This window comes from Nocardioides sp. CPCC 206347 (genome assembly GCF_048654605.1).
Lineage (GTDB): Bacteria > Actinomycetota > Actinomycetes > Propionibacteriales > Nocardioidaceae > Nocardioides.
On sequence record NZ_JBMCYZ010000002.1, the window covers coordinates 303643 to 330057 of the forward strand.

General features: G+C 70.1%; 28 protein-coding genes and 1 tRNA gene. 17 read left to right on the forward strand and 12 right to left on the reverse strand.

Translation table 11 applies throughout. From position 1 onward, the window contains the following. Positions 1-5 precede the first annotated feature (5 nt). The 5 genes from ACOACQ_RS07655 (at position 6) to ACOACQ_RS07675 (ending at position 5459) form a co-directional block, all read left to right on the forward strand. On the forward strand, positions 6-1289 hold the full coding sequence (locus tag ACOACQ_RS07655; RefSeq protein ID WP_420288010.1) for an acyl-CoA dehydrogenase family protein: 1284 nt from the start codon (positions 6-8) through the stop codon (positions 1287-1289). A gap of 120 nt (positions 1290-1409) precedes the next feature. Next, positions 1410-2531, forward strand: a complete 1122-nt coding sequence (sfnG, locus tag ACOACQ_RS07660) for a dimethylsulfone monooxygenase SfnG (RefSeq protein ID WP_378603115.1) — start codon at positions 1410-1412, stop codon at positions 2529-2531. Continuing rightward, on the forward strand, positions 2531-3787 hold the full coding sequence (locus ACOACQ_RS07665; RefSeq protein WP_378603112.1) for an SfnB family sulfur acquisition oxidoreductase: 1257 nt from the start codon (positions 2531-2533) through the stop codon (positions 3785-3787). Before sfnG ends, ACOACQ_RS07665 begins: the two co-directional genes overlap by 1 nt. Before the next feature lie 8 nt (positions 3788-3795). Then, positions 3796-4962 carry an LLM class flavin-dependent oxidoreductase gene (locus ACOACQ_RS07670; protein ID WP_378603109.1) on the forward strand — a complete coding sequence of 389 codons (1167 nt, stop codon included), beginning with the start codon at positions 3796-3798 and terminating at the stop codon, positions 4960-4962. Then, positions 4959-5459 (forward strand): NADPH-dependent FMN reductase, encoded by a 501-nt coding sequence (locus ACOACQ_RS07675; RefSeq protein WP_378603106.1) that lies wholly within the window; start codon positions 4959-4961, stop codon positions 5457-5459. The genes ACOACQ_RS07670 and ACOACQ_RS07675 overlap by 4 nt, the downstream gene beginning before the upstream one ends. Here ACOACQ_RS07675 and ACOACQ_RS07680 read toward each other — a convergent pair. Continuing rightward, positions 5431-6393 (reverse strand): DUF4349 domain-containing protein, encoded by a 963-nt coding sequence (locus ACOACQ_RS07680; RefSeq protein ID WP_378603103.1) that lies wholly within the window; start codon positions 6391-6393, stop codon positions 5431-5433. The two genes, ACOACQ_RS07675 and ACOACQ_RS07680, sit on opposite strands and share 29 nt — an antisense overlap. Positions 6394-6463: 70 nt before the next feature. Between ACOACQ_RS07680 and ACOACQ_RS07685 the strand changes: the two genes are divergently transcribed. The 7 genes from ACOACQ_RS07685 to ACOACQ_RS07715 all read left to right on the forward strand — a co-directional run bounded on the left by ACOACQ_RS07685 (position 6464) and on the right by ACOACQ_RS07715 (position 12517). After that, positions 6464-7807 (forward strand): protoporphyrinogen/coproporphyrinogen oxidase, encoded by a 1344-nt coding sequence (locus ACOACQ_RS07685; protein ID WP_378603101.1) that lies wholly within the window; start codon positions 6464-6466, stop codon positions 7805-7807. 85 nt (positions 7808-7892) lie between these two features. Continuing rightward, on the forward strand, positions 7893-8618 hold the full coding sequence (gene hemQ / locus ACOACQ_RS07690; RefSeq protein WP_378603098.1) for a hydrogen peroxide-dependent heme synthase: 726 nt from the start codon (positions 7893-7895) through the stop codon (positions 8616-8618). A gap of 186 nt (positions 8619-8804) precedes the next feature. Next, the gene (locus ACOACQ_RS07695; RefSeq protein ID WP_378603095.1) at positions 8805-9254 is read left to right on the forward strand and encodes a cysteine dioxygenase; all 450 of its coding nucleotides are present in this window, start codon (positions 8805-8807) and stop codon (positions 9252-9254) included. A 14-nt stretch (positions 9255-9268) separates the two neighbouring features. Beyond that, entirely contained in the window at positions 9269-9682 is a 414-nt protein-coding gene (locus tag ACOACQ_RS07700; RefSeq protein ID WP_378603092.1) for a rhodanese-like domain-containing protein, read from the forward strand. A 30-nt stretch (positions 9683-9712) separates the two neighbouring features. Further along, a complete protein-coding gene (gene msrB / locus ACOACQ_RS07705; RefSeq protein WP_378603089.1) occupies positions 9713-10114 on the forward strand; it encodes a peptide-methionine (R)-S-oxide reductase MsrB in 402 nt (133 codons plus the stop codon). Between the two features lie 64 nt (positions 10115-10178). After that, positions 10179-11405 carry a zinc metallochaperone AztD gene (gene aztD / locus ACOACQ_RS07710; RefSeq protein WP_420288011.1) on the forward strand — a complete coding sequence of 409 codons (1227 nt, stop codon included), beginning with the start codon at positions 10179-10181 and terminating at the stop codon, positions 11403-11405. A 17-nt stretch (positions 11406-11422) separates the two neighbouring features. Continuing rightward, positions 11423-12517: a DNA polymerase domain-containing protein gene (locus ACOACQ_RS07715; RefSeq protein ID WP_378603083.1), complete on the forward strand. Its 1095-nt coding sequence runs from the start codon at positions 11423-11425 to the stop codon at positions 12515-12517. A gap of 13 nt (positions 12518-12530) precedes the next feature. On the opposite strand, the gene ACOACQ_RS07720 is transcribed toward ACOACQ_RS07715, so the two are convergent. The 3 genes from ACOACQ_RS07720 to ACOACQ_RS07730 form a co-directional block, all read right to left on the reverse strand. Next, on the reverse strand, positions 12531-12794 hold the full coding sequence (locus tag ACOACQ_RS07720) for a hypothetical protein (protein WP_182379688.1): 264 nt from the start codon (positions 12792-12794) through the stop codon (positions 12531-12533). Between the two features lie 61 nt (positions 12795-12855). After that, on the reverse strand, positions 12856-13377 hold the full coding sequence (locus ACOACQ_RS07725; protein ID WP_378603079.1) for a hypothetical protein: 522 nt from the start codon (positions 13375-13377) through the stop codon (positions 12856-12858). 32 nt (positions 13378-13409) lie between these two features. Then, positions 13410-14525 carry an ATP-dependent DNA ligase gene (locus ACOACQ_RS07730; RefSeq protein WP_378603076.1) on the reverse strand — a complete coding sequence of 372 codons (1116 nt, stop codon included), beginning with the start codon at positions 14523-14525 and terminating at the stop codon, positions 13410-13412. A 152-nt stretch (positions 14526-14677) separates the two neighbouring features. Between ACOACQ_RS07730 and ACOACQ_RS07735 the strand changes: the two genes are divergently transcribed. After that, entirely contained in the window at positions 14678-15571 is an 894-nt protein-coding gene (locus tag ACOACQ_RS07735; RefSeq protein ID WP_378603073.1) for a DMT family transporter, read from the forward strand. A gap of 64 nt (positions 15572-15635) precedes the next feature. On the opposite strand, the gene ACOACQ_RS07740 is transcribed toward ACOACQ_RS07735, so the two are convergent. After that, positions 15636-15712, reverse strand: a tRNA-Thr gene (locus ACOACQ_RS07740). 127 nt (positions 15713-15839) lie between these two features. Here ACOACQ_RS07740 and ACOACQ_RS07745 point away from each other — a divergent pair. Then, positions 15840-17012, forward strand: coding sequence for an MFS transporter (locus tag ACOACQ_RS07745; protein WP_378603070.1), 1173 nt, complete (start codon positions 15840-15842; stop codon positions 17010-17012). 9 nt (positions 17013-17021) lie between these two features. On the opposite strand, the gene pdxY is transcribed toward ACOACQ_RS07745, so the two are convergent. After that, positions 17022-17867 carry a pyridoxal kinase PdxY gene (pdxY, locus tag ACOACQ_RS07750; RefSeq protein WP_378603067.1) on the reverse strand — a complete coding sequence of 282 codons (846 nt, stop codon included), beginning with the start codon at positions 17865-17867 and terminating at the stop codon, positions 17022-17024. An 88-nt stretch (positions 17868-17955) separates the two neighbouring features. Between pdxY and ACOACQ_RS07755 the strand changes: the two genes are divergently transcribed. After that, complete coding sequence (locus tag ACOACQ_RS07755; protein WP_378603064.1) at positions 17956-19623, forward strand: GMC family oxidoreductase; 1668 nt, start codon at positions 17956-17958, stop codon at positions 19621-19623. Beyond that, positions 19620-21185 carry a succinic semialdehyde dehydrogenase gene (locus tag ACOACQ_RS07760; protein WP_378603061.1) on the forward strand — a complete coding sequence of 522 codons (1566 nt, stop codon included), beginning with the start codon at positions 19620-19622 and terminating at the stop codon, positions 21183-21185. Before ACOACQ_RS07755 ends, ACOACQ_RS07760 begins: the two co-directional genes overlap by 4 nt. Before the next feature lie 72 nt (positions 21186-21257). Here ACOACQ_RS07760 and ACOACQ_RS07765 read toward each other — a convergent pair whose 3' ends face one another. Further along, the gene (locus ACOACQ_RS07765) at positions 21258-21695 is read right to left on the reverse strand and encodes an Hsp20/alpha crystallin family protein (protein ID WP_378603058.1); all 438 of its coding nucleotides are present in this window, start codon (positions 21693-21695) and stop codon (positions 21258-21260) included. A gap of 80 nt (positions 21696-21775) precedes the next feature. Between ACOACQ_RS07765 and ACOACQ_RS07770 the strand changes: the two genes are divergently transcribed. Next, entirely contained in the window at positions 21776-22075 is a 300-nt protein-coding gene (locus tag ACOACQ_RS07770; RefSeq protein ID WP_420288012.1) for a MerR family transcriptional regulator, read from the forward strand. Here the strand turns inward: ACOACQ_RS07770 and ACOACQ_RS07775 are convergent. The 5 genes from ACOACQ_RS07775 to ACOACQ_RS07795 all read right to left on the reverse strand — a co-directional run bounded on the left by ACOACQ_RS07775 (position 22063) and on the right by ACOACQ_RS07795 (position 26412). Continuing rightward, entirely contained in the window at positions 22063-22848 is a 786-nt protein-coding gene (locus tag ACOACQ_RS07775) for a dioxygenase (RefSeq protein ID WP_378603052.1), read from the reverse strand. The two genes, ACOACQ_RS07770 and ACOACQ_RS07775, sit on opposite strands and share 13 nt — an antisense overlap. 40 nt (positions 22849-22888) lie before the next feature. Then, a complete protein-coding gene (locus ACOACQ_RS07780; RefSeq protein ID WP_378603436.1) occupies positions 22889-23551 on the reverse strand; it encodes a uracil-DNA glycosylase in 663 nt (220 codons plus the stop codon). Positions 23552-23972: 421 nt separating this feature from the next. After that, positions 23973-25157: an alpha/beta fold hydrolase gene (locus ACOACQ_RS07785; RefSeq protein WP_378603049.1), complete on the reverse strand. Its 1185-nt coding sequence runs from the start codon at positions 25155-25157 to the stop codon at positions 23973-23975. A 62-nt stretch (positions 25158-25219) separates the two neighbouring features. Further along, entirely contained in the window at positions 25220-25828 is a 609-nt protein-coding gene (locus ACOACQ_RS07790; protein ID WP_378603046.1) for a hypothetical protein, read from the reverse strand. Next, positions 25819-26412, reverse strand: a complete 594-nt coding sequence (locus ACOACQ_RS07795; protein WP_420288013.1) for a hypothetical protein — start codon at positions 26410-26412, stop codon at positions 25819-25821. Before ACOACQ_RS07795 ends, ACOACQ_RS07790 begins: the two co-directional genes overlap by 10 nt. Positions 26413-26415: the final 3 nt, after the last annotated feature.

Consider the following 26415-nt stretch of genomic DNA (forward strand, 5'->3'; position numbering starts at 1 on the left):
CGGCGATGACCATCACCGACCGCCCTCTTCCCGACATCGCCGCGGATGTGGTCCGCGGGCTCGACCGCCCGACGCTGCGGACCCCGTTGCTCGACGAGCTCCGGGCGTCGTACGGACCGCTCTTCGAGGAGATCGGCAAAGGCGCGCTCCAGCGTGAGGTCGACGACGTGCTGCCGGACCAGGAGGTGGGCCGCCTCAAGGCGGCCGGCTTCGGTGCGCTCCGCGTCCCGACCGAGTACGGCGGCCGCGGGGCCTCGATCCCGGAGCTCACGCAGCTGTGGATCGACCTCGCGGCCGCGGACTCCAACCTGCCGCAGGCGCTCCGGGGACACGGGGCCCTCGTCGAGGACCGGCTCTGGCAGCACGCCCGGGGTCGTGACCAGCGGGTGTGGTTCGAACGCTTCGCTGCGGGCGAGATCGCCGGCAACGCGTGGTCGGAGGTCGGTGCCACCGCGATCGACACCCAGGCCACGGTGCTCACTGCGCAGCCTGACGGCGACTACCTGTTGACGGGCAGCAAGTTCTACACGACCGGAACGGTCTACGCCGAGTGGGCGGATGTCTACGTGAAGCGCGAGGTCCCGGGTCGGCCGACGGACTTCGCGATCGCCCTGGTGGACACCCGCGAACCGAAGGTCACGGTCACCGACGACTGGGACGGATTCGGGCAGCGTGGGTCGGGCAGTGGCACGACCACCTTCGACGGCGTGCCGGTGCCGGCCGAGAACGTGCTGCCGTTCGGCGAGCGGTTCGCCTACCAGACCGCGCTCTACCAGCTGAACCTGCTCTCCGTCCTCAGCGGGATCGGGAAGGCTGCTCTGCGGGAGTTCATCGCGCAGGTGCAGGGTCGCGAGCGCAACTACTCCCACGCCAATGCCCCGCGGGTGCGTGACGACGCGCAGGTGCTGGCCCGGATCGGGGAGGCTGCCGCCGCAGTCCATGCGGCCGAGGCGGTCACGATCCGGACGGCGACGGCGGTGCAGGAGGTGGCCGACCTGCCGCCCGGAGCCGATGTCGAGGTCGCGATCGCCAACGAGGTGGCCGAGCTCGAGTCCTCGGCAGCCCAGGTGGCCGTGACCGATCTGATCCTGACGGCGACGACCAACCTGTTCGACACGCTCGGTGCGTCGGGGACATCGCGTGAGCGGGGCCTGGATCGGCATTGGCGCAATGCGCGGACGGTGGCCTCGCACAACCCGCGGATCCTCAAGTCGCGGGTGGTCGGCGGGTATCTCGTGAATGGCTCCCCGCCGCCGTACGCATGGGCGATCGGACGCACGGCACGGTGACAGGCCCTGCCTTTCGCGGGGTCGCCGGTTCCACGAGCCGGCGACCCCGCGAAGGCTTGCGCGACAGCAACTTTCCGCTAATGTCTATTGAACTACTCGACTTAACCACGGAGACCTCACATGTCCGACCAGCCCTTTGACCGCGAAGCCTTCGCCGAGCCGCTCAAGTTCGCCTACTGGGTCCCCAACGTCAGCGGGGGACTGGTGGTCAGCAAGATCGAACAGCGCACCGACTGGGGCTACGACTACAACGTCAAGCTCGCGCGCCTGGCCGAGAACAACGGCTTCGAGTACGCGCTCTCGCAGGTGCGCTACATCGCGTCGTACGGCGCCGCGAACCAGCACGAGTCGACCAGCTTCAGCCTCGCGCTGCTGCTCGCCACCGAGCGCCTCAAGGTGATCGCCGCGGTCCACCCGGGCCTCTGGCAGCCGGGCGTGCTGGCGAAGTTCATCGCCACGGCCGACCAGATCTCCGGTGGTCGCGCCGCCATCAACGTCGTCAGCGGCTGGTTCAAGGACGAGTTCACCAAGCTCGGCGAGCCGTGGCTCGAGCACGGCGAGCGCTACCGCCGCTCGGAGGAGTTCATTCGCTACGTCCGCGAGATCTGGACGTCGGAGAACGCCGAGTTCAACGGCGACTTCTACCGCCTCCACGACTTCGACCTGAAGCCCAAGCCGCTGGCCAGCGAGGGCCGCCCGCACCCGGAGATCTTCCAGGGAGGCAACTCCACCGACGCGCGCGGCATGGCCGGCCGGGTCTCGGACTGGTACTTCGCCAACGGCAACACCCCCGACGGGATCTCCGAGCAGATCCGCGACGTCACCGACGTGGCCACCGTCCATGGCCGCACCGTGCGGTTCGGCGTCAACGGCTTCTTCATCGGCCGCGACACCGAGGCCGAGGCGCGCGACGTCCTGCGCGAGATCATCGACAAGGCCGACCGCGAGGCGGTCGAAGGGTTCGGCGGCGCCGTACGCCAGGCCGGCCAGAGCACCGGTGACAAGAAGGGCATGTGGCAGGACTCCGAGTTCGCCGACCTGGTCCAGTACAACGACGGCTTCCGCACTGGCCTGATCGGCACGCCCGAGCAGATCGCGACCCGGATCATCGAGTACAAGCGCCGTGGCGTGAACCTGCTGCTCCTCGGCTTCCTGCACTACCTCGAGGACGTCGAGTACTTCGGCCGTGAGGTGCTCCCGATCGTCCGCGAGCTCGAAGCAGCGGAGCTGGAGCGCGTCTGATGACCGCGAGCCCTCCGGTGGTTGAGGTGCGAGGAGCGCCAGCGACGAGCCTCGAAACCCCCGAGGCCCACACGGCCACCTCCGCGATCGCGGCCGCCACGCAGCTGGCCGCCACGTTCGCCGAGGGCTCGGCCCTCCGCGACCGGGAACGGATACTCCCGGTCGCGGAGGTGGAGGCCCTCTCGGCCTCCGGGCTGCTCGCCCTCACTGTTCCGGTCGAGTACGGCGGCCCGGGGCTGGGTGCCGCGGTGCTGGCCGAGGTCGTGCGACTGATCGCCACCGGTGACCCGAACATCGCGCAGATCCCGCACAGCCACTTCGTCTACGTCAACGCGATCCTGGAGCAGGGCACCGAGGAGCAGAAGGCCTTCCTGCTCGGCGAGGTGCTGGCCGGGAAGCGGTTCGGCAACGCCCAGTCCGAGATCGGTTCGAAGCACGTCCGCGACCACGCGACCACACTGCGCCGCGACGCCCTGGTCAACGGCGACTGGGTGCTCGACGGCGAGAAGGGCTACTGCACCGGGGCGTTGTTCGCGCACTGGATCCCGGTCCTCGCGCACCTCGGGGAGGGCGGGCCGTTGCACGTGGCCTGGGTCGAACGGGACGCCGAGGGAGTCACCGTCATCGACGACTGGAACGGCCTCGGCCAGCGCACCACCGCCAGCGGCACCGTCCGGCTGGCCGGGGTCCGCGTCGCATCCGACCGGATCACGCCGTACCACCTGACGTTCGAACGACCCCAGGCCTACGGGTCGTTCGCGCAGCTCCTGCACGCGGCGATCGACGCGGGCATCGCGCGAGCGGCGCTACGGGACGCGGCGGCCTTCGTGACCACGCGGAGCCGGCCCTACCCCGACGCGATCACGCTTTACGACGTCGCGGGCGCCGCGGAGGACCCCCTGGTCGTGCGCGCCTTCGGGGAGATCGAGCTGCAGGTCCGTGGCGCGGAGGCGCTGCTGGCCGAGGCCGGTCGCGCCGTCGACCGGGCCCGCGCCGACCTGACCGACGAGACCGCTGCCGACGCCAGCCTCGCGGTCGCCGCGGCGCGAGCCGCCACCACCGCCGCCTCCCTGGAGGCAGCGAGCCGGCTCTTCGAGGTTGCGGGCACGCGCTCGGCCCTGGCCACGGACAACCTCGACCGGCACTGGCGCAACGCCCGTACCCACACCCTGCACGACCCGGCGGCCTGGAAGGTCCAGCACCTCGGTCGCTTCGCGATCGACGGAACCCTGCCGCCGCGCAACGGCCAGATCTGAGGATCGCGATGTCTTTGAAGTTCCACTGGTTCCTGCCCACCAACGGTGGCGACGGACGCAACGTCGTCGGCGGCGGCCACGGCGTCAACCCCGGACAGGCCGGGCGTCCGGCCGACGTCGCCTACCTCACCCAGGTCGCCCGGGCGGCGGAGGACAACGGCTTCGAAGCGGCGCTCACGCCGACGGGTGCGTGGTGCGAGGACGCCTGGCTGAGCACGGCGATGCTGAGCCAGACCACGGACCGGCTGAAGTTCCTCGTGGCGTTCCGCCCGGGGGTCGTGGCGCCGTACCTCGCCGCCCAGATGGCCGGCACCTTCCAGAACCTCAGTGGTGGCCGCCTGCTGCTCAACGTCGTCACCGGCGGCGAGAGCCACGAGCAGCGGATGTACGGCGACTTCCTCGACAAGGACGCCCGTTACGAACGGTGCGGCGAGTTCCTCGAGATCGTGCGCCGCCTGTGGACTGGTGAGGTCGTCGACTTCGCGGGCGAACACCTCTCGGTCGAGAACGCGCAGCTCGCGCAGATCCCGAACCCGGTCCCGGACATCTACTTCGGCGGGTCCTCACCCGCCGCGGGCAAGGTGGCCGCCGAGCATGCCGACGTCTACCTGACCTGGGGCGAACCACCGCACGCCGTGGCGGAGAAGATCGCCTGGATCCGCGAGCTCGCCGCCGCGGCCGGACGCGGGCCGGACCATCGTCCGATCCGCTTCGGGATCCGGATGCACGTGATCACCCGCGACACCGCCGAGGAGGCGTGGGCGGAGGCCGACCGGTTGTTGCAGGGGATCGATCCGGCGGCCATCACGCGGGTCCAGGACGGCCTGCGCCGCAGCGAGTCCGAGGGCCAGCGGCGGATGCTCGACCTGCACAGTGGCAGCACCGCCGATCTCGAGATCCACCCGAACGTCTGGGCCGGCGTCGGCCTCGTGCGCGGCGGTGCCGGCACCGCGCTGGTGGGCAGTCACGAGGAGGTCGCCGACCGGATCGCCGAGTACGCCGATCTCGGGCTCGACGAGTTCGTGCTCTCTGCCTACCCGCACCTCGAGGGCGCCTACTGGTTCGGCGAAGGGGTGCTGCCGATCCTCGCTGAGCGTGGCCTGTGGAAGTACGACGGCCCGCAGCGCCTGCACAGCAGCGCCGTGCCGTTCGCGTCGGTGGGGGCGGGCCGATGAGCGCGCCGCGCACGGCCGTCGTGGTCGGCAACCCCCGTCCCGCCAGCCGCACCCTCGATGCTGCCCTGCTCCTGCATCGCGAGCTCGTCGGAGCCGAACCCGACCTGGTGGTCGACCTCGCCACCGTCGGTGCCGCGCTGTTCGACTGGAGTGATCCCGCCGTCGGTGACCTGGTGACCGCGGTCGGTGGGGCGGACCTGGTGGTCGTCGCGTGCCCGACCTACAAGGCGACGTACACGGGATTGCTGAAGCTGTTTCTCGACCGGTTCGCCGTCGGGCAGCTGTCCGGGCTCGCCGTCCCCCTGATGCTCGGCGGTGGTCCCGCGCATGCGCTGGCGCCCGACGTGGGCCTGGCCCCGCTCCTGCTGCACCTCGGGGCCGTCGTACCGGGAGGGCTCTACGTCCTCGACAAGCAGTACGACGACCCCGCGGCCTACGAGCAGTGGCTCGAGCGCTCGCGCCCGTTGATCAGGCGGTTGCTCGACCCCGTCGCCTGAGCAGCACGCGGGCGGGGATGCCGATCAGGAGCAGCAGCGCGAGCCAGGGGAGGGCGAATCCGACCACGGTGAGGACGGCGCCGAAACCGGACACGAAGCTGTCCCAGCCGTCGCGCAGGCCGCCGAGGAAGCCGTCTGCCGTGTCGTCGTCGTTGTCGTCGGACTCCGTGTCGGGCTGCTGGATGTAGACGTTGATCGTGGACTGGCTGGTCTGGTCGGCGAGGTAGGTCTGCCGGGCGAGCAGGGCATCGAGCTCGGCCTGGCGTGAGCTCAGCTGGCTCTCGATGGTCACGATCTGCTCGAGGTTCTCGGCGCGCGCCAGCAGCGCCTCGATCCGGGACACGCTCTTGCGCTGGGCGCGGATCCGCGCCTCCACGTCGACCACCTCGGTGGACACGTCCTGGCCCGACGACGTGGAGCTGGTCAGGGTCGCGATCCCTTCGAGATCCAGGGTCGCGTCTGCGAAGCGGGCAGCCGGCACCCGGAAGACCAGCCGGGCCGAGGTGACCTCGCCCTTGTCGCCGGTCGTCGTCTCCTGTTCGGCGAGGGTGCCCTGGTACTTGTCGATGACCTTGCGCACCTCGACCCGGGCATCACCCACGTCCTTGGACTCCAGCGAGATGGTGCCGGTCGAGATCACGGACTGCCCAGGGACCTCGAGCTGCTTCGCAGGATCCGCTGCGACCTCGGCGTCGGGCGCCGCTGCCGCGTCCTGGGCCCTGCCGTCTGCCAGGCCGGCCTGGGGTGCGCCGGGCTCGAGGTCGGCGCCGCCGGCGTCGTCGCGGCTGGAGGCCACGTCGGCCGTGGAGCGCTCGTCGTCGTCCCCGGACCCCGCGCAACCTGCGGTTGCCGCCACGGCGGCCACCGCCGCGATGGCGAGCAGGAGTCGGGTGCGGGGTGTCCTGCGTGAGGCCCTCGGGGGTGTCGTCGTCATGGCGGTACGACGCGGCGCCGCCCCGGACGGTTCCCGATGGCGTCGTGCCGGGCTCTGGCAGGCTGGGCGCATGAGTCGAGCGGTGGTGGTCGGTGCGGGTGTGGCCGGGTTGACGGCCGCGCGCGACCTGGCGATCGCCGGCCACGACGTGCTCCTCCTCGAAGCGACCGACAGGCCGGGCGGCAAGCTGCGCGCGGGCGAGGTCGCGGGAGTGACGGTCGACGTCGGTGCCGAGGCGATGCTGCATCGCCGGCCCGAGGGCACGGCGCTCGCGACGGACCTCGGCCTCCCGCTCGCCCATCCCACCGCGGCGACGTCCCGGGTCTGGACCCGCGATGCGCTGCGCCCGTTGCCTCGCACGCTGATGGGGGCTCCGCTGGACCTTGACCAGCTCGAGGCCTCGGGCATCCTGTCGCCCGAGGGCATGCGCGACGCGCGCCACCAGCACGTCCAGCACCCCACCTGGGACGTGTCGGTGGGCGAGCTCGTCGGCGGCCGCTTCGGCCAGGAGGTCGTCGACCGCCTCGTCGAGCCCCTCCTGGGAGGTGTGTACGCCGGCCAGGCCCGCCACATCTCGGCGCGCGCCGCCGTCCCGCAGCTGGTCGACCTGATCGCGCGCGACGAGTTCACGCTCCCGACCCCGCCCGCCGATGCGCCGCCCGTCTTCGCTGCTGTCGACGGCGGCATGTGGCGGCTGCCCGCCGCGCTCGCGGCGGACCTCCGCGAACGGCCGGGCGTCGAGATCCGCCACGGCGCCACGGTCACCGCTGTTCGTCGTACTGGCTCCGGCTTCGTGGTGACCACCGCTGCCGGCGACGAGTCCGCGGACCTGCTGGTGGTCGCCACCCCGGCTGCGCCGACGGCCCGGCTGCTCGCCGACCTGGCGCCAGCGGCTGCCGACGAGCTGCGGCAGATCGGGTACGCGTCGGTCGCCCTCGTCACGCTGGCCTTCCGAGCCGACGAGGCCGACGTGGCCGAGAGGCTCGACCTCGGTGCTTCGGGGTTCCTGGTCCCGCCGGTCGATGACCGCGCGATCAAGGCGTCGACCTTCTCGTTCGCGAAGTGGGACTGGGTGCGTACGGCTGGGGAGGGCCTGCTGGTGCTGCGCACCTCCCTGGGCCGCTTCGGCGAGGAAGCCTCGCTGCAGGTCGCCGACGAGGACCTGGTCACGGTGTCCCTCAAGGACCTGGCCAGCGCCACCGGCCTCTCGGCGGCACCCGTCGACGCGGTGGTGCAGCGTTGGGGCGGCGGACTCCCGCAGTACTGGGTCGGCCACCTCGATCGCGTCGCCCGCATCCGCGCCGCCGTCGCCGAGGTCCCGGGCCTCGCCCTCTGCGGCGCCGCCTACGACGGCGTCGGCATCCCGGCCACCATCGGCTCCGCCCACCGCGCCATCGCCGACCTGCTCGCCTGACCCACGAAGTGCGGCAGTTGGGGATGCGAAGTGTGGCAATTGGGGGTGCGAAGTGTGGCAGTCGGCGGCGCGGCACAATGGAGCCATGTCCGACCCGCAGGCCCACATCCAGTCCAACGCCGCGAAGATCAACGAGCTCAACGAGCTGATCCGCTACACGATGTGGTCGGTGTTCCGCCTCGACCGCACGATCGGTGACGACGACGTCGCACGCAAGGGCGAGGCCGCTGAGGTCGAGGCCCTCATCGCCGACCTGGCCGAGGAGGACGTCGTCGTCCGGGGCGTGTACGACGTCGCGGGCCTGCGCGCCGACGCCGACGTGATGGTGTGGTGGCATGCCGAGTCGAGCGACGCGCTCCAGGCGGCCTACCACCGACTGCGCCGCACGGCCTTCGGGTCGCGGCTCGCGCCGGTGTGGTCGCAGATGGCCCTGCACCGGCCGGCGGAGTTCAATCGCAGCCACCTGCCGGCGTTCCTCGCCGACGAGCGGGTCCACGACTACGTCGCGGTGTACCCGTTCGTGCGCTCCTACGAGTGGTACCTCCTCGACGATGCCGAGCGCCGCAGCCTGCTCGCCGAGCACGGCAAGATGGCGCGCGGCTACCCCGACGTCCGCGCCAACACGGTGCCCAGCTTCGCCCTCGGCGACTACGAGTGGATCCTCGCCTTCGAGTGCGACGACCTGTCCCGGATCGTCGACCTGATGCGGCACCTGCGCGGCTCCGAGACCCGTCGGCACGTCCGCGAAGAGGTGCCGTTCTACACCGGTCGGCGTGTCGACGTCGTCGACCTGGTGGCCCGCCTGCCGTAACGGCTTGCAAAGTTCATCGACTTAGTACACAATCGGAACATGTCCGACCGCGCCGCAGCCATGTCCGCCACCTCAGGTGGCGCGCTGCGGCGTTGTCGCTGTTGTTGATCGTCCTCATCCCCGATCCCAGCAGTCCGCGTCCGGCCCCCGAGCAAGGTGGCCGGCGCCGTTCCGAGAGACATCCCGATGACCCAGCTTGCTGTGCTTTCCCTGCTCGAGGTCGTGCGTGAGTACGCCGCCGACCCGGACCTGAACTACCTGCTCGACCCCGATCACCCGGAGCGTTCGTGGTTGCGGATCCACGCCGCCGAGGAGTACGAGGTCTGGCTGATCTCGTGGCCGCCGGGCGCCACGACCGACTGGCACGACCACGGCTCGTCGTCCGGCGCCTTCACGGTGCTCCAGGGCTCGCTCGTCGAGCACACCTTCGACGGTGGCCTGAAGCTCAACGACCTCGACGCCGGCGACGCCAAGGCGTTCGGCGCCGGCTATGCCCACGACGTCCGCAACGAGTCGGACCTTCCGGCGTTGTCGCTGCACGTCTACTCGCCCCGCCTCTCCACCATGACCCGTTTCCGCTTCCGTGGCGACCGGCTCGAGGTGCTCGGTGTCGAGCGGGCAGGGCAGGAGTGGTGACTACGCTGGCCCCCGTGCCCGAAGGCTTCGCCGCGCAGCAGTACGACGGCATCGACGCGATGCTCGACGACGCCCGCTCCCGGCTCGACCGGATCAGCGCCCGTGCCGCCTTCCAGGAACTGGTCACCGGGGACGCGCTCCTCGTCGACATCCGCCCTGCGGCACAGCGCGAGGAGGAGGGCGAGGTGGCGGGCTGGCTGCCGCTGCGCGTCATTGAACGCAACGTGCTCGAGTGGCGCTTCGACCCGCGCAGCGAGGCACGCATCCCCGAGGCGTCGTACGACCGCCGGGTGATCGTGTTGTGCCAGGAGGGCTACACGTCCTCGCTGGCGGCCGACGCGCTCCAGCGGCTGGGCATCCGCCATGCCACCGATGTGGTCGGCGGATTCGCGGCCTGGCGCGACGCCGGGATGCCGACTCGCGTGTGACACGGGCATGCACTGGGTAGCCTCGGTGTCATGGCATATGAGGTGGAGAAGACCGACGAGGAGTGGAAGGCCGAACTCACTCCCGAGGAGTACCAGGTGCTGCGCAAGGCCGGCACCGAACGCGCGTTCACAGGTGAGTACACCGACACCGAGACCAAGGGCGTCTACCGCTGCAAGGCGTGCCAGGCGACCCTCTTCGAGTCGGACACCAAGTTCCACTCCGGCTGTGGCTGGCCGAGCTTCTACCAGCCGATCAGCGACACGATCGAGTACGTCGACGACTCGACGCTCGGGATGAAGCGGACCGAGGTGCGGTGCGCCAACTGCGGCTCGCACCTGGGCCACGTGTTCCCCGACGGCTACGGCACTCCGACCGGCGACCGGTACTGCATCAACTCGGTCAGCCTGACCCTGGAGCCGAAGGACGGCTGACCGCGGGGGCCGCGACACGGCGTCGACTTGACGCGCACTGGACTTGAACATGAGAATCATTCTCATGTTGATCAAGTCCAGTGCTCTCGCACTCCTGTCCACCCTCGCCCTTGCCGGCTGCGGCGCCGAGGAATCCGCTCCCAGGTCCGCTGACGCGCCTTCGTCCGATGCCGCGGCGACGGAGGTGCAGACCCCGCAGCCCCGGCTGGCCATGACGTACGACGGCGGCGTGGCCGTCCTCGACGCCGCCACGGGTGAGGTGCTGCTCGACGAGAAGGTCGACGGCTTCGTCCGGCTCAACCCTGCCGGCGACGACCGCCACCTCCTCGTCTCTGCCGCGGGCGGACTGACCGCCCTCGACCTGGGGTCGTGGACCGACGACCACGGCGACCACGGTCACTCGTGGACGACCGACCCGCGACTGACCGACTTCACCATCAGCGCCGAGGAGCCCGGCCACGTCGTGCCGCACCACGGCCGCACGACTGTCTTCGACGACGGCACCGGGGTCATCACGGCGTTCGACCCCGCGGACCTCGCCGAGCTGGACGAGGCCGAGCCCTCCCTCGACACGTGGACGCTGGACCAGGCCCACCACGGGGTCGCCGTACAGGACGGGCACGGCAACCTGATCCACACGGTCGGGACCTCCGAAGCCCGCAGCGGCATCCGGATGATCACGGCTGCCGGCAACGAGCTGGCCGCTTCCGACGAGTGCCCGGGTGTCCACGGTGAGGCCTTCGCGGGCGACGTCGCGCTGTTCGGGTGCGAGGACGGCGTGCTCGTCGTGGACGGGCGCCGGATCACCAAGGTCGACTCGCCCGACGCCTACGGCCGGATCGGCAACCAGGCCGGCCACGAGAGCTCGCCGTACGTCCTCGGCGACTACAAGGTCGACGCCGACGCGGAGCTCGAACGGCCGACCCGGGTGTCAGTGATCGACACCCGCAACGCGTCGCTGCGCCTGGTGGACCTCCCGTCCAGCTACAGCTTCCGCTCGCTGGGGCGCACGCCGGACGGGGAGGCGCTGGTGCTCGGCACGAACGGCAGCGTGCACGTCATCGATCCCGCGGAGGCCGTGCTCACGACCTCGATCCCTGTGACGAAGGCCTGGCAGGAGCCGACCGACTGGCACGAGCCGCGGCCGACCCTGCAGGTCATCGGTGGGTTCGCCTACGTCACCGAGCCGGCGACGAAGCAGATCCACGTGATCGACCTGGCCGATCGCAAGGTCGTGCGCAGCATCGACGTGGCGCACGCGCCGAACGAGTTGAGCGGTGTGTCGGGCTGACCCTCTAGGGTCCAACCATGGCGAAGACCGCGGCAGCCATGGTGCAGGCCGGCGATCGCGAGGTCCGGGTGTCGAGCCCGGACCGCGTGATCTACGAAGCGACCGAACGGACGGGCGAGGTCACCAAGCTGATGGTGGCCGAGTACGTCGTCGCGGTCGGTGACGGCCTGATGCGTGCGTTGCGCGAGCGCCCGACAGCGCTCGAACGGTGGCCATCCGGTGTCCGTGAGGGCTTCCGGCTGGCCACCGGTCCGCGCGACAACGACGCCGAGGGCTTCTACCAGAAGCGCGTCCCCAAGGGCGCTCCCGACTACCTCGAAGCCGTCGAGATCACCTTCCCCTCCGGCAGGACGGCCGAGGAGATCTGCCCGACCGAGCTGGCGGTGCCGGTCTGGTGCGCCCAGATGGGGGCGCTCACCTTCCACCCGTGGCCCGTTCGGCGGGCCGACACCGACCACCCCGACGAGCTGCGGATCGACCTCGACCCCCAGCCGGGTACGACGTTCGGTGACGCCGTGCGGGTCGCGGACCTTTCTCGCGAGCTGTTCGAGGAGCTCGGGCTGCGGGCGTACCCCAAGACCTCGGGCAACCGCGGGGTCCACGTCTACGTCCGGATCGAGCCGCGCTGGGAGTTCACCGACGTGCGGCACGCCGCGATCGCCTTCGGTCGTGAGCTGTCCCGACGCGACGACCAGGTGACGACAGCGTGGTGGAAGGAGGAGCGGGGCGAACGGATCTTCGTCGACTTCAACCAGAACAACCGCGACCGCACCATCGCGTCGGCGTACTCGCTGCGACCGCTGCCGGGCGCCCCGGTCTCGACGCCGATGACCTGGGCCGAGCTGGCCGGGGTCACGGACCCCAGGGACTTCAACCTGTTCACGGTCCCCGAACGGATGGCCGACGGCGACCCGTGGGCGAGCATCGATGACGAGTCGTTCTCGCTCCAGCCGTTGCTGGACCTCTGGGACCAGCAGGTCGCGGACGGTGCCAGTGAGCTCAACTTCCCGCCGGACTATCCGAAGATGCCGGGGGAGCCACCGCGGGTGCAGCCCAGCAAGAAGGTCGCCGAGCACTGGGACGAGCAGGGCAACCGGGTCGAAGGGACCTGACTGCCGCGCAGGTTCAGTCGAGGCCGCGGACGACCGCGACTTCACACAGCCGCGCGAGGTCGCCCCGGACCCGCACGTCCAGTGACGTGGTGAGGTCGTCGAGGAGCAGATGGACGGCGCTGCGGGTGGTCCGGCCCGGATGGGGCAGGTCCAGTTCGGGGATCAACCCGACGACGTACTCGCACAGGTCGATGACCTGGTCACGCTCGGCGGCCGGCAGGCGTGCACCCGCCAGCACCTCGTAGAGGCGGACGTCGAGGGTGTGCAGGGCCGACATGACTGATCAACGAGCGGACGGCGGGCACTGTTACGCCCCGAGTCAGCGCGGTCTGCGCGCCCTAACCGGCGTCGTGCTCGAGCAGGTGCAGCACGGGGACGCCGAGCTTGCGGCGCGCCCGCGAGGTCCAGTCGACGTGGAAGAACTCGGCGATCACGTGGGAGCGGGTGAGGATGATGGCCTCGCGCCCGTTGACCTCCTTGACCTTGGCGATCAGGGCGTCGACGGCCGAATCGGTCACCACGGTCCCCTCGCCGACGGTCCCACCGGTGGCGGTGAGGGCGGACGTGGTGGTGGCGAGGTCGCGCTCGGCCTGGTTCTTGTACTCCTCGCGGAGGTGCTCGATCTCGTCGGGCGACGGCGTCATCGGTGCGGCCATCAGGTCCGCGCCGCCCATCACGCCGAGGGAGGCCTCGACCGCTGCGGCTGCATCGGCCATCGGCAGCAGGACGTGGTAGATCACGTCGGCGTCGAGCGACTCGTGGAGCGCACGGACCTCGGCCGCATCCACGGCGGTCAGCGCCTGCTCCACGAGGAGGACGACGTCGTACTGCTCAAGGGCGGGTGTGGCGTCGGTGCTCATGGCTCCATCCTGCACCCGCGCCGGTCGCAGCGTCAGCCCCCGAGCACGTCCGCGAGGTCATACTTCACCGGTTGCTCGAGCTGCTCGTAGCCGCACGACTCCGGGTCGCGGTCCTCGCGCCACCGCTTGAAGTGGGCCGTGTGCCGGAAACGACGGCCCTCCATGGCGTCGTACTTGACCTCGATGACGCGCTCGGGGCGCAGGGGAGTGAACGACAGGTCCTTCCCGCTGCTCCACCGGCTCTGCGTGCCCGGCTGGCGGCCGGGGTTGGCGACGAGGAACTCCTGCCAGCGCCCCCAGGGGTGGTCCTCGATGGCGCAGACGAGGGGCTGCAGCTCCTGCCAGAGCTCGGCGCGCCGTGCGGCCGTGAAGCTGGCGCTGACGCCGATGTGCTGCAGCTCGCCGTCCTCGTAGAGGCCGAGCAGGAGGCTCCCGATCAGGGGCTGCTCGGGCGTGCTGGTCTTGTGCTCGCGGTAGCCCGCGAGCACGACGTCGGCGGTCCGCTCGTGCTTGATCTTCAGCATCGTCCGGGCATTCGGTGCGTACGGCGCACTGAGCGGCTTCGCCACGACGCCGTCGAGGCCAGCGCCCTCGAACTGGTGGAACCACTCCTGCGCCACGGCCGGGTCGGTGCTGGTGCGGGTCAGGTGGCACCGGGCATCGGGCTTGTCGGCGAGGCCGCCCAGTGCCTCCTCGAGAGCCTTGCGTCGTTCGACGAAGGGTCGGTCGAGGTACGACGCGTCGCCCAGTGCCAACAGGTCGAATGCCACGAACGCGGCCGGCGTCTTCTCGGCGAGCATGCCGATCCGCGAGGCAGCGGGGTGGATCCGCTCCTGCAACACCTCGAACTGCAGGCGGCCCTTGCCGTCCTCGCTGTCGAGGGCCACGAAGATCTCGCCGTCCAGCACGCACCGCTCGGGCAGCTCGGCCCGCGCCGCCTCGACGAGCTCGGGGAAGTACCGGGTCAGCGGCTTGGTGTTGCGGCTGGCCAGCTCGACCTCGTCGCCGTCCTTGAACAGGATGCAGCGGAAGCCGTCCCACTTGGGCTCGAAGAGCAGGCCGATGGGGTCGTACTTGGCCGGGTCGGGCACGCCCGACACCGCCTTCGCGAGCATCGGCTGGACGGGCGGCATCACGGGGAGGTCCACAGCACCTGAGACTAGTCAGGACTCCGACATTCATCGGAACGTCCGGATCTCGACGTAGGACGTCCGAAAACCGCGTGCCGCTGGACGGCCCCGCACCCTAGGTTCGACGAGTGACGTCGACGCCCGCGCAGGCCGCCCCTGAGATTCCTGTCGTGTCGGGACCTCCCGCCTGGCAGCCGGTCGCAGCGATCGGGGTCACCCTGGTCCTCTGGGCCTCTGCGTTCGTGGCGATCCGTCACCTCGGCCGCGAGGTCACGCCCGGCGCCCTCTCCCTGGGCCGGCTGCTGATCGCGGCGGTCGTGCTGTCCGCGCTGCTGGCGCGGGCGCCGCGGAGCCGCTTCACGCGCAACGAGGTGATGCTGCTGGTCGGCTGCGGAGTCGCGTGGTTCGGGATCTACAACCTCGCCCTCAACGACAGCGAGCGACGGATCGACGCCGCGACGGCCGCCATGGTCGTGCAGGTCGGGCCGATCCTGATCGCCCTGTTCGCCGCGCTCTTCCTCGGCGAGCGGCTCACGGGCTGGTTGCTGGTCGGCATGGCCGTCGCCTTCGGTGGCGTCGTCGTGATCGGCAGCGCGATGCGGGGCGAGGGCGGCTCCGACCTCGACGGTGTCCTGCTCGCACTGCTCGCCGCGGCGACGTACGCGATCGGGGTGGTGTGCCAGAAGGTGCTGCTCCGGCGGCTCTCCGGCCTCGAAGTGACGTGTTACGCCTGCTGGATCGGCGCGGTCGTCTGCCTGCCCTGGATCGGCGACCTGGGTGACGTGATCCGGGACGGCAGCACGGGGACCCTGCTGTGGATCGCCTACCTGGGCGTCTTCCCGACGGCGATCGCCTTCAGCACCTGGGCCTTCGCACTGCGCCACACCGACGCCGGCAAGCAGGCGTTGACCACGTTCCTCGTGCCGGCCATCGCGACCGTGATGGCGTGGGTCCTGCTCGACGAGGTGCCGCCGCCCCTGGCGTTCGCGGGTGGTGCGCTCTGTGTCGTCGGGGTGCTGGTGACGCGCCGGAAGCCGCGGTCGGGCGGAGAGCAACGCACCTGACGAACCTGCTGCGAATTCGCCGCGTGGACGACAGGTTCGTCAGGTACGACGGTGGTTGGTGCAGTGGGGCCGCCTGTCGGAATCGAACCGACGACCCTCCGCTTACAAGGCGGACGCTCTGGCCAACTGAGCTAAGGCGGCACGTGCCCATTGCTGAGCACCGGAGCATCCTAGTCAGCGCAGTCGGCGCACCTCGAACCGCTCCGGGGGAGTGGGGATTCCGTCCCGGCGGAGCCGGAGCGCAACCGGCCCTGCGTACCGTTCGCCCATGACCGAACGGCCACCTCGCAGGGTCCTCGCGACTCTTTGCGTGACCGTCACGGTCAGCTACGGCACCCTGTACTACGCCTTCGCGGTGCTGGCGCCCACGATCTCGTCCGACACCGGGTGGTCCCTGGCTGCGATCACCGCCGCGTTCTCTGCCGGGAGCCTCGCCACCGGGGTGGCCGGCATCCCTGCGGGGCGGGCGATCCAGGCCCGCGGCCCGCGAAGGGTCATGGTCGCCGGTGGATGTGTCGGTTCGACCGGACTGCTGCTCGTCGCGATCGCGCCGACGTACCCGCTCTTCCTGCTGGCCATGGTGGTCTGCGGAACGGGCGCAGCCGGCCTCTTCTACGCGCCCGCGTTCGCTGCCATCACGCACTGGTACGGCGCGCGCCGGGTCGAGGCGCTGACCGCGCTCACGCTCGTGGCGGGCTTCGCCAGCACCATCTTCGCGCCGACGACGACCCTCCTGGCCGAGCGCACCTCGTGGCGCACGACCTACGTCGTGTTCGCGGTGCTGCTCCTCGTCGTCGCGGTACCGCTGCACTTCTTTGCGCTCCGGCTCACCTGGCAGCCGGCGGAAGCAGGACACCATGCGGCGACCGACCGCGAGGTCGTGACCAGCGCGGCCTTCGTGCTCGTGGCGATCGGCTTCACCCTGGCCACGCTGGCGATGTACGCGTCGATCGTGGCGTTCGTGCCGCTCCTGATCGAGCGCGACCTCACTCCCGGCCTCGCGGCCTGGGCGCTCGGTCTCGGGGGAGCCGGCCAGGTCGTCGGGCGCCTCGCCTACCCGGCCCTCAGCAGGGCGCTCGGACTGCGGGCCCGGGTCGGCCTGACGACCTCCGCGCTGGCGGTGACCATCGCCGTGTTCGCAGTGGTGCCTGGTCCCGCGGCGCTGCTCGTGCTCGGTGCCGTCGTGGCCGGCGCTGCCCGCGGGCTCTTCACGCTCGTCGGCGCGCTGCTGGTCACCGACCTGTGGGGCCCCGAGCGCTACGCAGCCCTCAACGGCGTCCTCGGCGCTCCCGTTGCCCTGGCCACGGCCATCGGGCCGTTCGTGGGTGCCGGTCTGGCTGACGTGGCAGGCGGCTATCCGGTCACGTTCGCGGTGCTCGGCGGCATCGCCGCGGTGGGCGCGGTGCTCTCCGTGTCGGCCGTCGCGATGGTCGAGCGCTGACCGCCGCGCTCAGCGCAGCTGCCGCACCTCGAACCGCTCCGGAGGTACGGCGATCGCGTCCTGCGCCGCGACCAGCTGGAGCTCGCGGGTGCCGGCGGCCAGGGTGCGCTCGAGGACGGTGAAGACCGACGAGGTCGTCCGCCCGAGCGCCACCGCCGGGGAGCCGGACTCGCGCAGGTGCGCGAGGTACAGCGCCGCGGTCAGGTCGCCGCCACCGTTGGGTGCGATCGGCAGCAACGGCGTGGTCACGGCCCAGGCGCCGGCGTCGGAGACGGCCACGACGTCGAGGGTCTCGCTGTCGTCGTACCGGATCGAGGTGACGAGCACGTCCCGCGGCCCCCGATCGCGTACGACGTCGATCGCAGCCAGCACGTCCTCGACCGTGCGTGCAACGCGTCCGGCCAGGAACTCGAGCTCGAAGTGGTTGGGCGTGAGGATGTCGGCGTACGGAACGACCTCGTCGCGCAGGTACTCCGGGATGCCGGGACGGACGAAGATGCCGCGACCGACGTCACCGATGACCGGGTCGCAGCAGTAGACGGCGTCGGGGTTGAGCTCCTTGACCCGGGCGACCGCGTCGAGGATGACCGCACCCATGGCGGGGTCGCCCTGGTAACCGGACAGCACCGCGTCGGCGGTGCCGAGGACGCCGCGGTCGTCGATGCCGGCGATGACCTCGCGGACGTCGGCCGGGTCCAGCAGCGGTCCGCGCCACGCGCCGTACCCGGTGTGGTTCGAGAAGTGCACCGTGAACACCGGCCAGACCTCGTGACCGAGGCGCTGCAGCGGGAAGACCGCTGCGGAGTTGCCGACATGCCCATAGGCGACCGAGGACTGGATCGACAGGATCTTCACGGCAACATCCTCCCAAACGAAACCCTTTCGTAACGAAACTAGAACGCGTTACAGTTAGCGGACCACAGTGACGAGGGATGGGACTGGCATGGCCAAGCGCGCGAGCAAGAACAACCAGCGCAGCAGTGAAGCCGACTACGTGGTGGTCGGATCCGGAAGTTCCGGGGCGATCGTCGCGGGACGCCTGGCCCAGTCGGGCGCGAGCGTGATCCTGCTCGAGGCGGGCAAGAGCGACGACAAGGGCATGCATGGCTACATGACGAAGGTGCCCGGCATGATCGGCCCGATGCACTCCGAGCCCAAGCTCGAGAAGCTCTTCGACTGGGGCTACCGCTCGGTGCCCCAGCCGGGCCTCGACGGCCGCCGGATGCCGGCGCCCCGTGGCAAGGTCGGCGGCGGTTCGTCCTCGGTCAACGGCATGGTCTACGTGCGCGGCAACCGCGCCAACTACGACTCGTGGGCCGCCGAGGGCAACACGGGTTGGTCCGCCGACGACGTCAACAAGGCGTTCAAGCGCTACGAGGACTTCGAGGACGGCGAGGACGCCTACCGCGGCGCCGGCGGCCCCATCAAGATCACCCGCAACAAGACCCCGCAGGAGGCGACCCTCCAGTTCATCCAGGCCACCTCCGACACCCTCGGCGTCAAGGTCAACGACGACTACAACGGGGCCGAGCAGGAGGGCATCTCCCGGATGCAGCAGAACGCTGCGGACGGCCTGCGCTACTCCTCGACCCGCGGCTACGTGCACCACCTCAACCCGCGCACCCTCGAGTTCCAGACCGAGGTGCACGTCGAGAAGGTCGTGATCAAGGACGGCCGCGCCACCGGCGTGGAGGTCCTCGACCAGGGCAAGGGCGGCGGCACCCGCCGCTTCATCAAGGCCGGCAAGGAGGTGATCCTCTCCTCGGGGTTCATCAACAGCCCGCAGCTGCTCATGCTGTCCGGCGTCGGTCCCGCGGAGCACCTGGCCTCGCTCGGCATCGAGGTGATCGCGGACCTGCCCGTCGGCGACAACCTCCACGACCACCTGTTCCACCCGCTGTCCTTCCACGTGCCGAGCGTCGTCTACCGCGGCAACCCGTGGACGTTCGCGAAGGGGACCGCGCGCAACATGTCCGGTCGCAAGTCCTTCCTCGACAACTCCGTCTTCGAGTCCGTCGGGTTCATCCGCTCCGGCCTGGCGACCGACGTGCCCGACATCCAGCTGCACGCGCTGCCGTGGACCTACCCGAGCCCCAACCAGGACGAGCCGGTCCGGCACATGCCCGACCCGCGTCCCGGGCTCACCGTGTTCTCGACCCTGATCTACCCCAAGAGCCGTGGCACGATCCGCCTCGCCTCCTCGGACCCGATGACCGCACCGCTCATCGACTACGGCTTCTTCACCCACCCCGACGACGTCGAGGTGCTGGCCCAGGGCACCGAGATGATCCGGGAGATCATGGCGTCCGCTGCGTTCGGTGGCGGGGTGAAGGCCGAGATCCACCCGGGCCCGTCGATCCCCAACGGCAAGGACCTGCGGGTCGCGCTCAAGCAGCGATCGACGTCGGTCTACCACGGTGTCGGCACCTGCCGGATGGGCGTCGACGAGCGCGCGGTCGTCGGCCCGGACCTGAAGGTCCGCGGCATCGAGGGCCTGCGCGTCGCGGACGCTTCGATCATGCCGTCGATCACGGGAGGCAACACCAACGCGCCGTGCTACATGATCGGCGAGATGGCGGCCGAGATCATCCTGGGCGGAGCGAACTGGTGAGCACCCCGGCCGCCGTCCGGCCGGCCTCGGTCACCGACGAGCTCCTCGAGCGCCTCGTCTCCCGGGTCCCGGGCCGCAAGGGCGCGACCTGGAAGCTCACCGAGGTCTACACCGGCGAGGTCCTCATCGAGCTCCCGCAGTCGACTCCCGAAGACATCGAGGCAGCCTTCGAGGAAGCCCGCGCGGCCCAGCGGCTCTGGGCGCAGTGGCCGGTCGCCAAGCGGCTCGAGGTCTTCAAGCGCGCACACACGCTGTTCATCGACAACGCCCACACGACCGCCGACCTGATCCAGGTCGAGAGCGGCAAGAACCGGCGGATGGCGATCGAGGAGACCTGCGATCCGCCGATGGTGATGAGCTACTACCTGAAGCGTGCGGAGAAGCTGCTCAAGCCGACGAAGCACGCCGGCCCGGTGCCGATCGTGTCGAGCTCCACCGAGGTCCGCGTCCCCAAGGGCGTCGTCGGGATCATCGCCCCGTGGAACTTCCCGTTCGCGACGGGACTCTCGGACGCCATCCCGGCGCTGATCGCCGGCAACGCGGTCGTGGTGAAGCCGGACAACAAGACCGCCCTGTCGCCGCTCTACGGCATCTCGCTGCTCGAGGAGGCCGGCCTGCCGAAGGGCCTGTTCCAGGTCGTCTGCGGTGAAGGCCCCGACATCGGTCCGACGCTGATCGACAACGCCAACTACGTCATGTTCACCGGCTCGACGGCCACCGGCCGGGTGATCGGCGAGCGCGCCGGCAAGAACCTGATCGGCTGCTGCCTCGAGCTCGGTGGCAAGAACCCGATGATCGTGCTCGACGACGTGAACGTCGAGGAGTGGGTCGACGGCTCGATGTTCGGCGTCTTCGGCAACACCGGCCAGATCTGCATGCACATCGAGCGCATCTACCTCCCCGAGAAGCGGTACGACGAGCTGAAGTCCGCGTTCGTGGAGCGGGCCCGGAACCTGGTGCTCGGGGCGTCGTACGACTTCGGACCGGAGGTGGGATCGCTGGTCAGCGTGGATCACCGCGACCGCGTCGCCTCGCACGTCGAGGACGCCGTCGCCAAGGGTGCGACCGTGCTCACCGGTGGACGGGCGCGGCCCGACATCGGGCCGGCGTTCTTCGAGCCGACCGTGCTCGAGGGCGTCACCAAGGACATGCTGGCCGGGCACACCGAGACCTTCGGGCCGGTGGTCGGGCTGCACCCGTACCGCACCATCGATGAGGCGATCAAGCTGGCCAACGACACCGACTACGGCCTGAATGCCTCGGTGTGGGGCACGGATCTTGCCCGTGCCGGGGCCGTCGCCGCGCGAATCGACTCGGGCAACGTCAACATCAACGACTCGCTCGCGACGGCGTACGCCTCCAAGGGCTCGCCGTCCGGTGGGGTGAAGAGCTCCGGTGTCGGTGCCCGTCACGGTGACCAGGGCCTGTTGAAGTACACCGACGCCAAGAACGTCGCCGTCCTCAAGAAGCAGGTCATGGGTGCCCGGCCGGGCCAGGACTACAGCGCGTACGTCAAGCAGATGATGCAGTCACTCAAGATCATGCGGCGCCTGGGCCGCTGACGAGTCACCGGCCCGATCACCGGGCGAACGAACGGCCGGCGTGCGTGACGCCGGCCGTTCGTCGTACCGGACTCAGGCGCTGATGGCCTCGTGCTCAGGGGCGGTGGACCCGCCCACCTGGATCTTGCGGGGCTTGGCCTTCTCGGCCACCGGGATGACCAGGCGCAGCACGCCGTTGTCGTAGGCGGCGTCGATCCGCTCGAGGTCCAGGTTGTCGCCGAGGATGAGCTCGCGGGAGAACTGTCCGTGCGTCCGCTCGGAGGCGAGGCGCTGCCAGTCGCCATTGCCGGCGGGTCGCTCGGCGCGGATGGTGACGACGTTGCGTTCGACATCGATGTCGATGCTCTCGCGGCTCGCGCCGGGAAGGTCGAACTCGAGGACGAACTCGTCGCCCTGGCGCCAGGCGTCCATGGGCATCACCGCGGGCCGGTTGGTCGTGCCGCCGGTGCCCAGGAGCTGGCTCGCGAGCCTGTCGAAGTCGCGGAAGGGATCGGTGGTGCGCAGCAACATGACGTTCCTCCTTCGTGGATGTGCCGGCTCTTGCGGCCGACCTCTGGATCTGCACCACCTGTTATAGATAATCTGATCTCGTGAATCAAGGTCCAGGGTCACGAAATTTTCATCGCGGCGTCTTCGCCATCTCGGTGGCCGCCGACATGACGGCATTGCAGATCCAGAACATCCGGGTCTACGAACGGCGCGGCCTGCTTGCTCCCGAACGGAGCGCAGGCGGTACGCGGCTCTACAGCCGCGCCGACATCGAGACGCTGCACCGCATTCGCGACCTGCTGGCCGAGGGTCTCAACCTGGCTGGAATCGCGCAGGTCCTCGCGCTGGAGGCAGAGGTCGCGCGTCTCCGGGCCTGCCTCGCGGCAGTTCAGGCGACCTGAAGGCTCCGCTTCGACAGCCCCATCCAGAACCCGTCGATCACCTGCTCGCCGGCGACAGTGGGGTCGGTGGCTGCGCCGAGGGTGACGAACAACGGGCTGTAGTGCTCGACCGTGGGGTGGGCGTACGGCATGCCCGGCGCCTTGTCGCGGTACGACGCCAGCTCGTCCACGTCGCCGCGGGCGAGTGCCTCGCTGGCCCATGCGTCGAAGTCCGTGGACCAGCCCGGCGCTTGCGCGTCGATCTGGAAGGACTTCAGGAACGGCAGGCCGTGGGTCAGGAAGCCGGAGCCGATGATCAGCACGCCCTCGTCGCGCAGCGACTGCAGGCGACGCCCGATCTCCATCAGTCGGCCCGGGTCGTGCGTGGGCATCGACATCTGGACGACCGGGATGTCCGCCTCGGGGTACATGATCCGCAGCGGCACCCAGGCGCCGTGGTCGAGGCCGCGCGAGGTGTGCTGGTGGACGGGTTCGGTCGTCGGCATCATCGCCGCGATCCGTGTCGTGAGGGCCGAGGCGTCGGGCGTCTCGTAGGTCATCTGGTAGTACTTCGGCGCGAATCCGCCGAAGTCGTAGACCAGGGGTGCGAAGTTCGCGGACAGCGACAGCGGCGCGGACTCCCAGTGGGCGCTGACGATCAGGATCGCCTTCGGGCGTGGCAGGTCCCGGGCCCAGGCGGCCAGCTGGCCCGACCAGATCGGGTCGTCCAGCAGCGGGGGAGCGCCGTGCCCGAGGTAGAGGGCCGGCATCCGTCCTTCGGTGTCTGTGCTCATACCCACCACAATAGTTGAACGCTCAACTATATTCCCGGGGTCAGGAAGGAAGGCTCCAGTTCACGGGGGTGCTGCCCTGCTCGGCGAGCAACTGGTTGGCCCGGGTGAACGGACGCGAGCCCAGGAAGCCCTTGTGGGCCGAGAGCGGCGAGGGATGTGCCGACTCGATCACCGGGACCCGACCCAGGTGCGGCACGAGTGCCCGCGCCGGATCGCCCCACAGGATCGCGACCATCGGGGCGCCGTCCTCGGCCCGACGGGCGAGGGCCTCGATGGCACAGGTGGTGACGTCCTCCCAACCCTTGCGCCGGTGCGCGTGCCGCTGGCCCTGCTCCACGGTGAGCACCCGGTTGAGCAGCAGCACGCCCTGCTCGGCCCAGGGCGTCAGGTCGCCGTGTTCGGGCGGCACTGCCTTGAGGTCGGAGCGCATCTCCTTGTAGATGTTCTTCAGGCTCGGCGGGAGGGGCCGCACGGAGCGCTCGACGGCGAAGCACAACCCGATCGCGTGGCCCGGTGTCGGGTACGGGTCCTGGCCGACGATGAGCACCCGGACCTCGGACAGGGGTCGCTCGAACGCACGGAAGACCAGGTTCGGCTCCGGTGCCCAGAACTTCCCCGCGGCGGCTTCTGCGTCGAGGAATCGCATCACCTCGGCGATCCGGTCCTCGACCGGTGCAAGGGCGTCAGCCCAGTCAGCGGCCATCAGGCCCTGGTCGACGAGTTGAGAAAGAGAAGCACCCACGGCCGAAACGTACGCTGCTGCGCGGCTCCCGACGCGCAGCGGTCCCCCCAGACCCCACCTACGTGTAGCCCGGCCGTGGTGCTGCTCCCTCATGCCGGCTGCTTGCGCGAGTGGGGCGCCCCTCTCCCTCCGAGGGGCGCACCAGACGCGTTGCAGCTAGCTCCGACGCGGACTTCGAGCCCAACTGGTCCTCCGGCAGCGCTTCCTTGCGGTGCGCCAGGCCCGGTGGGGCTCCCTCCAGCGGCTTCGAGGTCCGCGTCGGTAAGGAAGAATCTACGGACCCGGGAGGGGTCCCGGGATCGGGAGTGCGGCCGTCGTCTTCTAGTCCTTTGGGACTACGACGGTTCGGCGATCGGTGGTGCCGACGAGGGTTGGATCAGGGCTACTTCGACAGGGCGCGCGACGAGGCGGAGCGGTGTCGACGCTTGCGGCTGGTGCCGATCGGGGCCTCGGGCTGGTTGTCCGTGGACCACTCGGTGATCCACTCGTCCATCGCCAGCCAGGTCGTGTGCCGGGCCGCGCGACCGGTCAGCATGCCGAGGTGTCCGCCGGGGACGACCTCGAAGCGCACCTCCGGCGACCCCTTCAACAGCGGTACGACGGCCCGCACTGCCGGGACCGGGGCGATGCCGTCCGTGGCACCGCCGAACACCAGCACGGGGACGTCGATCTTGCCGAGGTCGATCGTGCGGTCGTCGAGCTCGAACAGGCCGTGCGCGAGCTGGTTGCCCTTGGCGAACCGGTGGTACAGCTGCCCGAACGTGCGGCCCGGGTAGGCGATCATGTTGGCGGTGAACCGGTCGACCGCCTCGACCTGCGCGAGGAACTCGCGGTCATCGATGTGCTGGGCCAGTGCGATCGGCTTGGTCACCATCTTCTGGAAGGCACTGAGCTGGAACGCCCACTTCACCAACGGCTTCGGGGCGCCGCCGAGCATCTGGTAGCCCTTGGTGATCGGGCCCTTGCCGTTGAACAGGTTCAGCAGTGGACGGAGCGGGGCCAGCAGTGGCACCAGGGACACGTCGATGGGGGAGCCGACCACGGACAGCGAGGCGACCGGCAGCTTGCCGGAGCGTTCGTCGGCGAGGGCCAGCAGGGAGAAGATGCCGCCCAGGCTCCAGCCGATCAGGTGCACCGGTCGGCCACCTGCGTGTGCCGACACCTCGCGGATCGCGGTCGGCAGGACCTCGTCGACCCAGTGCTCCATGCCGAGGTTGCGGTCCCGGAACGACACCTCGCCGTACTCCAGCAGGTACGTCGGCCGGCCCTCGGTGACGAAGTGCTCGACGAGCGAGCACCCGCGGCGGAGGTCGTAGCAGAGCGCGGGCGCCGCGAGCGGCGTCACCAGCAGGACCGGGTCACCCTTCTCGACGACGGTGCCCGACGGCCGGTAGTGGTAGACCTCGCGCAGCGTGCCTTCATCGATCAGGGTGCGCGGCATCGGACGCAGGTCGGCCAGGCCGCCGTACAACACCTTGTGGGCCACGTTGCTGGCGGCAGCAACGACCTGGTCGGGGCCGGGAAGCAGGCCTGCTCCCGGAACCGAACGCAAGGGGAGCAGATCCATGGGTGAACGCTACCGCGCAGACGCCCTCTCGGCGGGCCTCGTCCGCGGCTGGTGCAGCCCGGTCACTTCCACTGCAGCGAGGCCAGGGTCGCCTCGATCCATGCGCGGCTGCTCGGACCCTTCCCGAAGAAGCTGAACAGGACGTGGAAGGACACCCCGTTGTGCCGCGTGCCGAAGACGACGACGAGCTGGCCGTTGTCGATCGTTTCGGCCGTCCACCCCTCGACGCCGTCGAGGGCGCGATTCTCCCCGCGCTTCAACGGCGCGTCCACGCCGAGCGTGCGGACGCTCGCCGCGTAGTCGGAGTCGAGGTCCTTGACGTCGTCGCCCGCCTGCAACGGGACCACGGTGGCCTCGACGTCGTACGGGTTGAGGTCAGCGTCGTAGGCGCTCGCAACGAGCTTGCCGTCGAAGTACCACTCAAGGTCACCGGGGAGGCGGAAGCTGACGTGCTTGTCCTTGACCAGCGGGCCGGGTGGCGCCACGTCCGTGGTGGGGCTGGAGGGCGAGGTTTCCGAGGAGTCGACCGTCGACGGCGAGGTGGCGGGTGGATCGCTGGGACCTGCACCCTGGTCATCGCCGTCCCCGCATGCGGTCAGGCCAGTCGCGAGGCCGATCGCGAGGATGACGGCCGGTGCCCGTCGGCGGCCGCGCATGCGCATCACTTCCACGCGATCGAGGCCAGGATGGCCTCGATCCACCCGAGGGTTCGCGGGTCCTTCTGGGGGAACCGGAACGTGAGGCTGAACGACTTGTCGCTGTGCATGGTGCCGAACTCGTAGATCAGCTGGCCCTCCTCGACGCTCTGGGCGGTCCAGCCCTCGATCCCGTCGATGACGCGGTTCTCGCCGCGCTTCAGGTCGTACGGGTCCTGGTCCGTGCTGAGTTCGTAGTCGTCGTCGAGGGTCTGGGCGGTACCGCCCGACAGGAGGGGGACCACGGAGACGGCGACACGGAACGGGTTGAGGTCTTCGTCGTAGGTGGTCGCGCTGAGCCCGCCGCGGCTAAGCTCCCACTCGGCGTCGGCCGGCAGGTGGAAGCTGAAGACGGCGTCGTCGACCAGGGGGCCGGTCGCTGGCGCGATGGCAGTGGTGTCGCTCGACGGGGAGCCGGAAGCAGTGTCGCCGGAAGACTGCGAGGTGGCGGGTGGATCGCTGGGACCTGCACCCTTGTCATCGCCGTCCCCGCAGCCGGCCAGACCACTGGCGAGGCTGATCAGGAGTACGGCGGTCGCGGTCATCCGGCGCGAGTTCATTCG

Coding starts and splice junctions, on each gene's coding strand:
- ACOACQ_RS07655 (WP_420288010.1), top strand. CDS start 6: ATGACCATCACCGACCGCCCTCTTCCCGACATCGCCGCGGATGTGGTC.
- sfnG (WP_378603115.1), top strand. CDS start 1,410: ATGTCCGACCAGCCCTTTGACCGCGAAGCCTTCGCCGAGCCGCTCAAG.
- ACOACQ_RS07665 (WP_378603112.1), top strand. CDS start 2,531: ATGACCGCGAGCCCTCCGGTGGTTGAGGTGCGAGGAGCGCCAGCGACG.
- ACOACQ_RS07670 (WP_378603109.1), top strand. CDS start 3,796: ATGTCTTTGAAGTTCCACTGGTTCCTGCCCACCAACGGTGGCGACGGA.
- ACOACQ_RS07675 (WP_378603106.1), top strand. CDS start 4,959: ATGAGCGCGCCGCGCACGGCCGTCGTGGTCGGCAACCCCCGTCCCGCC.
- ACOACQ_RS07680 (WP_378603103.1), bottom strand. CDS start 6,393: ATGACGACGACACCCCCGAGGGCCTCACGCAGGACACCCCGCACCCGA.
- ACOACQ_RS07685 (WP_378603101.1), top strand. CDS start 6,464: ATGAGTCGAGCGGTGGTGGTCGGTGCGGGTGTGGCCGGGTTGACGGCC.
- hemQ (WP_378603098.1), top strand. CDS start 7,893: ATGTCCGACCCGCAGGCCCACATCCAGTCCAACGCCGCGAAGATCAAC.
- ACOACQ_RS07695 (WP_378603095.1), top strand. CDS start 8,805: ATGACCCAGCTTGCTGTGCTTTCCCTGCTCGAGGTCGTGCGTGAGTAC.
- msrB (WP_378603089.1), top strand. CDS start 9,713: ATGGCATATGAGGTGGAGAAGACCGACGAGGAGTGGAAGGCCGAACTC.
- aztD (WP_420288011.1), top strand. CDS start 10,179: ATGTTGATCAAGTCCAGTGCTCTCGCACTCCTGTCCACCCTCGCCCTT.
- ACOACQ_RS07715 (WP_378603083.1), top strand. CDS start 11,423: ATGGCGAAGACCGCGGCAGCCATGGTGCAGGCCGGCGATCGCGAGGTC.
- ACOACQ_RS07720 (WP_182379688.1), bottom strand. CDS start 12,794: ATGTCGGCCCTGCACACCCTCGACGTCCGCCTCTACGAGGTGCTGGCG.
- ACOACQ_RS07725 (WP_378603079.1), bottom strand. CDS start 13,377: ATGAGCACCGACGCCACACCCGCCCTTGAGCAGTACGACGTCGTCCTC.
- ACOACQ_RS07745 (WP_378603070.1), top strand. CDS start 15,840: ATGACCGAACGGCCACCTCGCAGGGTCCTCGCGACTCTTTGCGTGACC.
- ACOACQ_RS07755 (WP_378603064.1), top strand. CDS start 17,956: ATGGCCAAGCGCGCGAGCAAGAACAACCAGCGCAGCAGTGAAGCCGAC.
- ACOACQ_RS07765 (WP_378603058.1), bottom strand. CDS start 21,695: ATGTTGCTGCGCACCACCGATCCCTTCCGCGACTTCGACAGGCTCGCG.
- ACOACQ_RS07775 (WP_378603052.1), bottom strand. CDS start 22,848: ATGAGCACAGACACCGAAGGACGGATGCCGGCCCTCTACCTCGGGCAC.
- ACOACQ_RS07780 (WP_378603436.1), bottom strand. CDS start 23,551: ATGGCCGCTGACTGGGCTGACGCCCTTGCACCGGTCGAGGACCGGATC.
- ACOACQ_RS07785 (WP_378603049.1), bottom strand. CDS start 25,157: ATGGATCTGCTCCCCTTGCGTTCGGTTCCGGGAGCAGGCCTGCTTCCC.
- ACOACQ_RS07795 (WP_420288013.1), bottom strand. CDS start 26,412: ATGAACTCGCGCCGGATGACCGCGACCGCCGTACTCCTGATCAGCCTC.